Source organism: Pseudomonas umsongensis, from assembly GCF_012647205.1.
GTDB classification, from domain to species: Bacteria; Pseudomonadota; Gammaproteobacteria; order Pseudomonadales; family Pseudomonadaceae; genus Aquipseudomonas; species Aquipseudomonas umsongensis.
The window spans coordinates 2,088,531-2,100,366 of sequence record NZ_CP051487.1 but is presented as its reverse complement, the minus strand read 5'-3'; the positions used below and the strand labels follow the sequence as shown (position 1 = coordinate 2,100,366).

The following is an 11,836-nucleotide window of genomic DNA, read 5'->3' as shown; positions in this document are numbered from 1 at the left end:
CGCCAGATTTTTACTGAAATTTACCTGGGCCGATTCCAGCATGGGATGGCCAAGCATTAAATTACCTAAGCTCCACTAGTGCAAACGCAATCGCTCCCCAAACCACAATGACGCACGTCAGAATGGCCTTCGCTTTTAGCAGTCGCTTCAAGTTCAAAGGAAAGTTACGGAAATCATCAGGATCAAGATCCCCTGCACGAAGTCTCGGCCCAGGCCACATCACCACAAAGGTGATCTTTGCAACTAACATAATCCGACTCAGCCATCCGCCTCGCATCAATCCTGCAGCGCTAATAACGATATCGCGACTACCGCTCAAGGCCTCAACAAGGCGCTCCAAGTGACAGCGACTCAAGTACAGACTGTAAAAAAAGCTCACGTAACTCAGAAGGATTGGGCCAGCCACAAGCCAAAAAGCTAGCCAAGACGCCCAAAATTCTTCGGAGGTCATGGCCAATTTTTCTCATAGAGTATTTCCCCTGCTAGCTCACCTCCTTTACTGCCAACAGTCGTCCCCCCCAACGCGCCAACCCCAACTATTGCTGCGACACAAACGACACCACCTATACCTGTAGAGACTGGAATATCCACCAAGCTCCTTATATTTTTACCAGTAAGCATGCAACCACCAGCCAAATTGCACCACCAACCAGTATCACCGCATCAACTTGCAGAAGTCGTTTTAGATATGGAGGAAAGTTTTCAATATCGACAGGGTCCAGTTCACCGAGGCGGATTGACGTTTTTGGCATCATTACCACTCCGGTAATTTTGGTCACTAAGAGAAAGCACCCAAACCAACCCTGTTTCCGCAGACCTGGCCCCCAAATATAGATACAACGACTGTTCTTCAAAGCCTCCATCATGGCATCCAGGTGACGTCCCAGGTATAGGGCGTACGCGAAACTCACAAATCCCAGCAGTATTGGCCCGCCATTGAAAATCAGAACCGCCCAGACAGGCCAACTGCTGTTCATGGCTGCATAGCCTCATACAGTGTCTCACCGATGACCTCTCCCCTTTCACCTCCATCGGTCGTACCCACCCAAGCCCCAACACCTATAAGCGTAGCGACGCAGACAACCCCTCCAATACCAGTAGTGACTCCAAGTGCCAGGCAGATTGGACCACTGGCAACCAGGCCTAGCCGTGCGCCCAGAATGCCGCCACCGGTGGACCCTAGAAATTTCCCCCCTTCAGTAAACTTAACCTTCTCGCAAGCAGCGCCAGAATCCCCGACACAAACCGCCTGTATGGCCAACAATGAAGAAACCCCGCCAATTCCTATACCGATGTATCCACCAGTGCTCATGTACTTGGCAGCCCGACTGACCGTATTCACATGAGTCGCATAACCCGGTATCTGCCCAGGCGCCCCGGCCTTGTCCCAGTGGTGCACCAGGCTACGACTGGAAATGCCGAGGGCAGTCTTCAATTTGGGATGATCACCCAATGTGGTCACCCCACGAAGGCGCGTGGAATTCAGTAGATGGGCTTCCAGCTGGGCGAGCAGGCGCTGGCGCTCGGCGAAGAATTGCGGTGATTTAAGATGGCCGTGTTGGCGATAGGTTGCTTGATGCAGACGTTCCATCGCTTGAAGGGTGTCACGCAGTCGGGAAAGGTGTTTTTCCATCACCGCCGAACTGACACCGAGCCAGGTCGAAGTCTCGCCGGTAAAACTGGCGATTTCGGCGCCGTGGCGAAACATGAATTCCGCTTCTGCTGGCGTCAGGGGATCGAGGGCTGCCTTGACCTGTTGAGCGGTTTGCATGAGTTGGGCTTCCTGGTAGGTACAGGAAGTGTTGCTCGGATCGCTCAGCACGATCATTGAACCGGCTTTGAGATCGCTTCGATCAGGGTTGAGCGCCTGGAACTTGCTCATGGTGGCGTGTTGCCGAGAGGGGAAAAGAGCAGCCTCGAGTTGTTCGCGGGTCATGCTGTTGGGGACAACGTAGAATCCGGGTTCCGGTAGGTCTGCTTTGTTGAATGCGGCTGGAGCCGGATGACTTGAAGGGGCGAATCCGGATTGACGTGGCACTGCCGGCTGAGTGCTAGCGACGGGGGCGGTCGGCTCAGCCGATTTTCTGGACACCGGCGGTGCAGCATCCGCTTTCGTGTAAGTTGCCGTGAGCACCGAGGGGATCAGACCGGCTCTACAAGGGCAGTTACTGTAGCTATCCAAGGTGCCAGCCATGGGCCTTCCATGACTGGTCATGTACGAGATGCCACCGACGATCCGATAGGTCTTTCTGTCCTTTCCACAGGTGACTCGATCACCATCGCAGGCGTGGGCAACGCCATACATCATGATCCGGGTGTCACCATCGAGAACTGTGCCGCCACAGGTGGTTCGGTCATTCAAACCGATGAAATGTCCTTCTCTCATTGAACTTCTTCTCCATGACTTCCGGTAGAGCCCAGAAGGTTTACGACGAGGGGTTGCTACCGTCAGCTGCGTCAGCATTCAAGCAACGCCGCACTGAGACGGCCGTGGGCAGCGCCAGACTTGATCGTTCAGTGCGCGATAGCTGGCAGAAAATCTTCGACCATCGAGACACCTTCGCGCGCAATAAATACGTAGCCGCCCTGTGGCGTATTGATGATCTCGTCGCCATTGCTGAGCAAGCTGCCGACCAACGCCACATCATTGTGAACCTGCCCGGCGCCTGTGATGATCTGCGCCGTACTGCCATCGACATACATGACGTAGTCGCCTTTGCGCGCTCCACGCACCGACTGTCCATTTTCCAGCTTGAACTACTGCAGTCCGGTCCCTTGCTGGATCACTCCGCCGTTACGGGTATGGCTGCCCTCGGTGGCAAAGCGGAAGATGGCGATGGCGGGATGAGCGTCAAGGTATGCCTGCTGTTCGCGAACAGTCGCCTGGGTTTCCTCATCGAATCGCGCAATGTGCTGCTCAGTGAAGTGCGGGGTGTCCAGGCTGCGGAGGTATTCTGGGGAAACAGCATTGCCACACAAGAACTGAAAGGGTGCATTCATTTCAAACTCCTTATCCTTGGAAGGGTGTTCAGAAATAATGCAGCGGACGCTAACAGCGTTGCGAGCCTCACGGCAGGGTCAAAAAGACGATTCAGAAGTTTCGCCGAAAGAAACAATCCTTTTCCTACAAGAGTCTTTCTAAAGAGCATTTATTCCGTAAGAAAAAGTCTTCACGCACAAACAAAAACGCCCCGACCAAGGTCGGGGCGTTTTCACGTGCAGCTAAAGGAGCTTAGCGCGGGAAAGCTGGCGGGTTTACACCGGCCATGTCTTCCATCACGCGAACCACCTGGCAGCTGTAACCGAATTCGTTGTCGTACCAGACGTACAGTACAACGCGGTTATCCTGGGTGATGGTCGCTTCAGCGTCCACGACGCCTGCGTGGCGCGAGCCAACGAAGTCGGTGGAAACCACTTCCTGCGAATTGACGTAGTCGATCTGCTTGTGCAGGTCCGAGTGCATGGCCATCTGGCGCAGGTACTCGTTGATCTCTTCGCGGGTGGTGGCCTTTTCCAGGTTCAGGTTCAGGATGGCCATCGACACGTTTGGCGTAGGAACGCGAATCGCGTTGCCGGTCAGCTTGCCCTTGAGCACTGGCAGTGCCTTGGCGGCTGCGGTGGCGGCACCGGTCTCGGTGATTACCATGTTCAGCGGCGCGGCGCGGCCACGACGGCTGCCCTTGTGGAAGTTGTCGATCAGGTTCTGGTCGTTGGTGAACGAGTGAACGGTTTCGACGTGGCCGTTGACGATGCCGAACTTGTCATTCACAGCCTTCAGCACCGGCACGATGGCGTTGGTGGTGCAGGAAGCGGCCGAGATGATCTTGTCGTCAGGGCTGATGTCGCCATGGTTGATGCCGTGCACGATGTTCTTCAGCGCGCCCTTGCCAGGTGCGGTGAGGATCACGCGGCCAGCGCCCGGGCAGGCCAGGTGCTGGCCCAGGCCGTCGGCGTCACGCCATACACCGGTGTTGTCGACGATCAGTGCGTTCTCGATGCCGTACTGGGTGTAGTCGACTTCGGTCGGGCTCTTGGCGTAGATAACCTGGATCAGGTTGCCGTTGGCGGTGATGGTGTTGTTGGCTTCATCGATGGTAATGGTGCCATCGAACGGGCCATGAACCGAGTCGCGACGCAGCAGGCTGGCACGCTTGACCAGGTCGTTCTCGGCGCCCTTGCGCACGACGATTGCGCGCAGGCGCAGGCCGTCGCCGCCACCGGTTTTTTCGATCAGGATGCGCGCCAGCAGACGGCCGATACGACCGAAGCCGTACAGGACAACGTCGGTGCCTTTGCGGGCGGAAGCGTTCTGCTGGCCAACCACGTCGGCCAGTTCTTCACGCACGAACTGCTCGGCAGTACGGCCATTGCCTTCAGCCTTGAACTTGGCTGCCAGCTTGCCCAGGTCTACCGAAGCGGCGCCGAGCTTGAGCTCGCTCATCGCCTTGAGCAGCGGGAATGTTTCGTGGACGGACAGCTCGGTATCGTCGGTTTGACGGTGACGAGCAAAGCGGTGAGCTTTGAGAATCGCAATGACTGAACGATTGATCAGGCTGCGGCCATAGATCGAGCTCACCACATTGTTATTGCGGTAAAGCTGACCGATAAGCGGAATCATCGCTTCTGCGAGTGCTTCACGGTCGATCCATTCACCAAGACACTGGTCGGGCTTCTGAGTCACGGGAACCTTCCACATGTAGGGGCAGAAAAAAGGGGCTACATTATGCCGCCGCGCGCCTCGTGTAGCAATGCGCGCTTGTCGCACCGCCAGTAACAAAATCCCTTTCAAAAAAATCGCGCACCGCTGAAACCCAATGAAACCGGGGCCTCCAGCTTCGTCAATTTTTTGGGGACAGCGCAACCTTATCCGTAACCATCCGTAACACCGGTTGGTTTTGCCACTACATAATCGCTAATTTCCGGTAAAAAACACCGCGATTTTGTCTTTACCACTACATTTTTCCTTACCCGCGTAATAGACACATCTGCGACTGACAGCCGGCACCCGGGACCGCTACAATTACCGACTTTGTCGCAACGCTTGGAGCTCAACCTTCCGTGCCCGTTCTGCGTCTACCGCTTCTCCCTGCCGCGGCAGGTAAACAGCACTGGGGCAACCTGCCCGGTGCCGCCCTGAGCCTGGCCATCGCCGAGGCCGCCAGCGCTGCCAAGCGCTTTACCCTGCTGCTCACAGCCGACAGCCAAAGTGCCGAACGACTGGAACAGGAGCTGGGTTTCTTCGCCCCGGATTTGCCCGTGCTGCATTTCCCCGACTGGGAAACCCTGCCCTACGACCTGTTCTCGCCGCACCAGGACATCATTTCCCAGCGCATTTCGGCGCTTTATCGATTGCCGGAACTGAGTCATGGCGTGCTGGTGGTGCCGATCACCACTGCGCTGCACCGCCTGGCGCCGACCAAATTTTTGCTCGGCAGCAGCCTGGTCCTGGACGTCGGCCAGAAGCTAGACGTCGAGCAAATGCGCACCCGCCTCGAGGCCACAGGCTATCGCTACGTCGATACCGTGTACGAACATGGCGAATTCACCGTGCGCGGCTCCTTGATCGACCTGTTCCCGATGGGCAGCAAGCTGCCTTACCGGATCGACCTGTTCGACGACGAAATCGAAACCCTGCGCACCTTCGACCCGGAAAACCAGCGCTCCATCGACAAGGTCGATTCGGTCAAGCTGCTGCCGGCCAAGGAATTCCCGCTGGAGAAAGAAGCCGTCACCCGCTTCAAGGCACGGTTTCGCGAGCGCTTCGATGTCGACTTCCGGCGCTGCCCGATCTTCCAGGACCTGAACAGCGGGATTACCCCCGCCGGCATCGAGTACTACCTGCCGCTGTTCTTCGAAGAAACCTCGACGCTGTTCGATTACCTGCCTCAGGACACGCAAGTGTTCTCGTTGCCAGGCATCGAGCAGGCCGCGGAAAATTTCTGGAACGACGTGCGCAATCGTTATGAAGAGCGGCGCGTCGATCCTTCGCGTCCTTTATTACCGCCTGCCGAGTTGTTCCTGCCAGTAGAAGACTGCTTCGCCCGCCTGAAAAACTGGCCGCGAGTGGTCGCCAGCCAACAGGATGTGGAGTCCGGCGCTGGCCGCGAGCGCTTCCCCGCAAGGGAATTGCCGAACCTGGCCATCGAAGCCAAGGCCACCCAGCCGCTGGCGGCGCTCTCGGGTTTCCTCGACGAGTTCCCTGGGCGCGTGCTGTTCACTGCCGAATCCGCGGGCCGTCGCGAAGTGCTGCTCGAACTGCTGGAACGCCTGAAGCTGCGACCGAAGACCGTCGACAGCTGGCCGGACTTTGTCGCCAGCAAGGAGCGCCTGGCGATCACCATCGCGCCGCTGGACGAAGGCCTGCTGCTGGATGATCCGGCCCTGGCGCTGGTCGCCGAAAGCCCGTTGTTCGGCCAGCGCGTGATGCAGCGCCGACGCCGTGAGAAGCGCGCCGACGCCAACAACGACGCGGTCATCAAGAACCTCACCGAGCTGCGCGAAGGCGCGCCGGTGGTGCACATCGATCACGGTGTCGGCCGCTACCTGGGGCTGACGATCCTGGAAATCGACAACCAGGCCGCCGAATTCCTCACCCTTGAATACGCGGAAAACGCCAAGCTTTACGTGCCGGTGGCCAACCTGCACCTGATCGCCCGCTACACCGGCAGCGACGACGCCCTCGCCCCGTTGCATCGCCTGGGCTCCGAGACCTGGCAAAAAGCCAAGCGCAAGGCCGCTGAACAGGTGCGCGACGTCGCGGCTGAATTGCTCGATATCTACGCACGCCGCGCCGCGCGTGAAGGGTATGCCTTCGCCGACCCGAAAGCCGATTACGCCACCTTCAGCGCCGGCTTCCCGTTCGAAGAAACGCCAGACCAGCAAACCACCATCGAAGCGGTGCGCGAAGACATGCTCGCGCCCAAGCCGATGGATCGCCTGGTGTGTGGCGACGTCGGCTTCGGCAAGACCGAAGTGGCCATGCGCGCAGCGTTCATTGCGGTGCACGGCGGTCGCCAGGTGGCGATCCTGGTACCGACCACCCTGCTCGCCCAGCAGCACTACAACAGCTTCCGCGACCGCTTCGCCGACTGGCCGGTGAGCGTGGAAGTGATGAGCCGCTTCAAGTCGGCCAAAGAGGTGAACGCGGCGATCGCCGACCTGGCCGAAGGCAAGATCGACATTGTCATCGGCACGCACAAGCTGCTGTCCGACGATGTGAAAATCAAAAACCTGGGCCTGGTGATCATCGACGAAGAACACCGCTTCGGTGTCCGCCAGAAAGAACAGCTCAAGGCGCTGCGCAGCGAAGTCGACATCCTCACCCTGACCGCAACGCCGATTCCGCGCACGCTGAACATGGCCGTGTCGGGCATGCGCGACCTGTCGATCATTGCCACGCCGCCGGCCCGTCGCCTGTCGGTGCGCACCTTCGTCATGGAGCAGAACAAGAGCACGGTTAAAGAGGCCCTGCTACGTGAGCTGCTGCGCGGCGGCCAGGTCTATTATCTGCACAACGACGTCAAGACCATCGAGAAATGCGCCGCCGACCTCGCCGAACTGGTACCGGAAGCGCGGATCGGCATCGGCCACGGGCAGATGCGCGAGCGCGAACTCGAACAGGTGATGAGCGACTTCTACCACAAGCGCTTCAACGTGCTGATCGCCTCGACCATCATCGAGACCGGCATCGACGTACCGAGCGCCAACACCATCATCATCGAGCGCGCTGACAAGTTCGGCCTGGCGCAGCTGCACCAGCTGCGCGGTCGGGTCGGTCGCAGTCACCACCAGGCCTACGCCTACCTGCTGACGCCGCCGCGCCAGCAGATCACCGCGGACGCGGAAAAGCGCCTGGAAGCGATCGCCAACACCCAGGACCTCGGCGCGGGCTTTGTGCTCGCCACCAACGACCTGGAAATCCGCGGCGCCGGCGAATTGCTTGGCGACGGCCAGAGCGGGCAGATCCAGGCGGTCGGTTTCACGCTGTACATGGAAATGCTCGAGCGCGCGGTGAAGTCGATCCGCAAGGGCGAACAGCCCAACCTCGATCAACCGCTGGGCGGTGGTCCGGAAGTCAACCTGCGCGTACCGGCGTTGATTCCCGAAGACTATCTGCCGGACGTCCATGCCCGCCTGATTCTCTACAAGCGCATCGCTTCGGCCACCGACGAGGACGGCCTCAAGGACCTGCAGGTCGAGATGATCGACCGTTTCGGCCTGTTGCCCGAGCCGACCAAGAACCTGATGCGCATCACCGCACTGAAATTGCAGGCCGAATTGCTGGGCATCAAGAAAGTCGACGGCGGCCCGCAGGGTGGTCGAATCGAATTCGCGACACAAACCCCGGTCGACCCCCTGACCCTGATCAAGTTGATCCAGAGCCAGCCCAAGCGCTACAAATTCGAAGGCGCGACGATGTTTAAATTCCAGGTCCCGATGGAGCGCCCGGAAGAACGCTTTAATACTGTAGAGGCGCTGTTTGAGCGTCTTATCCCGAAAACTGCTTGAAGGACGCCGCATGCGCCTGTTTCGCTCACTGACCTTGTTGATAACCCTGGTCGCCCCTTCGGTGTTTGCCGATGACCTGTATCAGATTGAAATGATTCTGGTGCGGCAGAATGCCGTGCCGGCGATTATCAGCCGTGCCGCTCCGGAAGACTGGGCCGCAGGCGCGCAAACCGTCAGCCCCGACAGCCTGCGCACGCCGAGCCTCAACAACGAAGTGGAAAAACTCACCGCCAGCAATGAATACAGCGTGCTGCTGCACAAGGCGTGGCAGCAGACGCTCGGCGAGACACCGGTCAAGGTGGCGGTCAGCGACGGCAAGGAACAGTACGGCCAGTACCCGATCGAAGGCACCCTGAACCTGACGCTGGGACGCTTCACCGATGTAGATGCCGATTTCTGGGTCAACCAGTTCAACGAAGACGGCCTGGTGACCGCCAGCGAACGCCTGAAACAGGAAAGCCATACCAAGAACGGCCAGCTCAATTTCCTCGACAACGGCCACCTGGGCCTGCTGATCAAGATCACCTCATTGACGGCGCCCGCTCCCCGGGAAGCCCCTGAAGTCGTCCCGGACTGATCGAGCCCCCCATGTCCGCGACCCTGAGCAAACCCCTGGCACCTTCCTGGGTCAGCCGATTCAAGGAACAGAGCCTGGAGCGCGGTCGCCGGTATGCCCTGGAGAATCGCGTCAGGATCGTCGAGGTCGGCGACGCGACGATCACCGCGGCGTGCGAAGGCTCTGGCGGTAACGTTTACCGTCAGACCATTCGCCTGCGCGAGTCGGCCAAAGGCACCTTGCTGATGGTCGATGCCACCTGCTCCTGCCCGGTGCACAGCAACTGCAAACATTGCGCGGCGGTGCTCCTGCAAATCCAGGAAACCCTCGACTACCCCGCCGCCGCCAAAGACGCCGAACTCCTGGAAAAACTCCAGGCGGTGCTGGAAAACCGCAGCCCCAAGGCACCACCGCAAGTGCTGGTGGACAACGTGCAACCGGTACCGCGCCTGTGGCTGGCGAGCATTGAGTTCAGCGCCTTCGAACCGCGCAACGGGCGGATGCAGCGTTACATCCAGCATCGCGCGGCGTTGTCTTTCGGTTACCTGGACGAGTACGTTTCAGGCCAGAAGAATGCCGACATCCTGATTCGCCAGGAGACCCAGACACTGCGGATAAAACGCCACCCGGACGTCGAACAGTCCTACCGGGAGCAGCTGCGAATCCTCGGTTTCAAGATCGCCACCCGGCAAAGCAAGGCCCTGCCGGAAAGCGCTGGCGAACTGTTCGAGATGGTCAACGACAGCGCCTGGCTGACCTTCACCCTCAATGAACTGCCAAAGTTGCGCACCCAGGGTTGGGAGCTGCAGATCAACGAAGACTTCGGCTTCGACCTGACGGCCGTGGACGACTGGTACGCCACGGTCGAACAGGTTCCGGAGCGCGACTGGTTCGACCTGGAGCTGGGGATCATCGTCAATGGCGAGCGGTTGAGCCTGTTGCCGATCCTGTTGAACCTGATGCGTTCCCACACCGAACTGCTCAATCCGGAACGCCTCGCTCGCCGGCGCGACGACGAGCTGATCCTGGTCAACATACCCAGCCGGCCGAACGCCGAGCACGGCCCGCTGCAAGTCGCCCTGCCCTTCGGCCGCCTGAAACCGGTATTGGCGACGCTTGGAGAGTTCTACCTTCAAGAACCTGGCGAAACCACGCTGCGCCTGAGCAAGGCCGACGCCACGCGTCTCAACTCGCTGGAAGACCTGCCACTGCTCTGGGAAGGTGGCGAGCAGATCCGCAGCTTTGCCCAACGCCTGCGCGACATCAAGGACTACACCGCCTCGGCGCCGGACGGCCTGAACGCGACACTGCGCCCCTATCAGCTCGAGGGCCTGAGCTGGATGCAGTCGTTACGCCAACTGGAAGTCGGCGGCATCCTCGCGGACGACATGGGCCTGGGCAAAACCCTGCAGACCCTGGCGCACATCCTCAGCGAGAAAAACGCCGGTCGCCTCGATCGCCCCTGCATGGTGGTGATGCCCACCAGCCTGATTCCCAACTGGATCGACGAAGCGGCGCACTTCACTCCGCAACTCAAGGTACTGGCACTGTACGGCGCCAGTCGCAAAAAACATTTCGACAACCTCGCCGATTACGACCTGATCCTGACCACCTATGCCTTGCTGCCCAAAGACGTGGAACGCCTGGCGGCGCAGCCCTTGCACGTGCTGGTACTGGACGAAGCGCAATACATCAAGAACCCCAACAGCAAGGCCGCCCAGGCTGCCCGTGAGCTCAATGCCCGCCAGCGCCTGTGCCTGAGCGGCACGCCACTGGAAAACCACCTGGGCGAACTGTGGTCACTGTTTCACTTCCTGCTGCCGGGCTGGCTCGGCGACGTCAAAAGCTTCAACAGTGATTACCGGGTACCCATCGAAAAGCGCGCCAGCGAAGTCAGGCTTCAACACCTCAACAGCCGGATCAAACCCTTCCTGCTGCGTCGCACCAAGGAACAGGTGGCAACCGAGTTGCCGCCGAAAACCGAGATCATCCACTGGGTCGAACTCAACGAAACCCAGCGCGACCTGTACGAAACCATGCGCCTGGCCATGGACAAGAAAGTCCGCGACGAAATCACCCGCAAGGGCGTGGCGCGCAGTCAGATCATCATCCTCGAGGCGCTGCTCAAGCTGCGCCAGGTGTGTTGCGATCTGCGCCTGGTCAATGAAGCCACCCTTCCGGCGCGGGGCAGCACCTCGGGCAAGCTCGACAGCCTGATGGAAATGCTCGAAGAGCTGTTCGAGGAAGGCCGCAAGATTCTATTGTTCTCGCAGTTCACCTCAATGCTGGCATTGATCGAAGAAGAACTGAACAAGCGCGGCGTGCCCTACGCGCTACTGACCGGACAGACCCGCGACCGTCGCACACCGGTGAAGGAATTCCAGAGCGGCAAGCGTCAGATCTTTCTCATCAGCCTGAAGGCCGGTGGTGTTGGCCTGAACCTGACGGAAGCCGATACCGTGATTCATTACGACCCCTGGTGGAACCCGGCAACGGAAAACCAGGCCACCGACCGCGCCTATCGCATCGGCCAGGAAAAGCCGGTGTTCGTCTACAAACTGATCGCCCGCGGCACGGTGGAAGAGAAGATCCAGCACCTGCAGAAGGAAAAATCCGACCTGGCTGCGGGCGTGCTGGATGGGCGGCAGGCCGGGGACTGGAAGTTGCAGAGCGATGACATCGAGGCGCTGTTTGCGCCGTTGCCGGATAAGCTGGAGAAGCGCTGAAAACTGCGGCGCCGGGTAGATTGCTTTCGCGAGCAGGCTCGCTCCC

Annotated in this window: 8 protein-coding genes; 3 read left to right on the top strand and 5 right to left on the bottom strand. The window is 59.4% G+C overall.

Features of this window, described 5'->3' with window-relative positions; all coding sequences use genetic code 11:
* Positions 1–599: 599 nt before the first annotated feature.
* The 5 genes from HGP31_RS09480 to HGP31_RS09465 form a co-directional block, all read right to left on the bottom strand.
* Positions 600–977, bottom strand: coding sequence for a hypothetical protein (locus HGP31_RS09480; protein ID WP_033040761.1), 378 nt, complete (start codon positions 975–977; stop codon positions 600–602).
* A complete protein-coding gene (locus HGP31_RS09475; RefSeq protein WP_168757541.1) occupies positions 974–2,386 on the bottom strand; it encodes a PAAR domain-containing protein in 1,413 nt (470 codons plus the stop codon). The genes HGP31_RS09480 and HGP31_RS09475 overlap by 4 nt, the downstream gene beginning before the upstream one ends.
* 128 nt (positions 2,387–2,514) lie before the next feature.
* Positions 2,515–2,733 (bottom strand): hypothetical protein, encoded by a 219-nt coding sequence (locus HGP31_RS30460; RefSeq protein ID WP_240963528.1) that lies wholly within the window; start codon positions 2,731–2,733, stop codon positions 2,515–2,517.
* Positions 2,734–2,757: 24 nt separating this feature from the next.
* A complete protein-coding gene (locus HGP31_RS30455; protein ID WP_240963510.1) occupies positions 2,758–3,000 on the bottom strand; it encodes a hypothetical protein in 243 nt (80 codons plus the stop codon).
* Between the two features lie 232 nt (positions 3,001–3,232).
* Positions 3,233–4,696 (bottom strand): glyceraldehyde-3-phosphate dehydrogenase, encoded by a 1,464-nt coding sequence (locus HGP31_RS09465; protein WP_168757540.1) that lies wholly within the window; start codon positions 4,694–4,696, stop codon positions 3,233–3,235.
* Positions 4,697–5,058: 362 nt separating this feature from the next.
* Between HGP31_RS09465 and mfd the strand changes: the two genes are divergently transcribed.
* Genes mfd through HGP31_RS09450 form a run of 3 tightly spaced genes read left to right on the top strand, consistent with a single transcriptional unit; the run spans position 5,059 to position 11,790 of the window.
* On the top strand, positions 5,059–8,508 hold the full coding sequence (gene mfd, locus HGP31_RS09460) for a transcription-repair coupling factor (RefSeq protein WP_083348552.1): 3,450 nt from the start codon (positions 5,059–5,061) through the stop codon (positions 8,506–8,508).
* A 10-nt stretch (positions 8,509–8,518) separates the two neighbouring features.
* Positions 8,519–9,085, top strand: a complete 567-nt coding sequence (locus tag HGP31_RS09455; protein ID WP_083348551.1) for a CsiV family protein — start codon at positions 8,519–8,521, stop codon at positions 9,083–9,085.
* An 11-nt stretch (positions 9,086–9,096) separates the two neighbouring features.
* Positions 9,097–11,790, top strand: a complete 2,694-nt coding sequence (locus HGP31_RS09450; RefSeq protein ID WP_168757539.1) for a DEAD/DEAH box helicase — start codon at positions 9,097–9,099, stop codon at positions 11,788–11,790.
* The last annotated feature ends 46 nt before the right edge of the window (positions 11,791–11,836 follow it).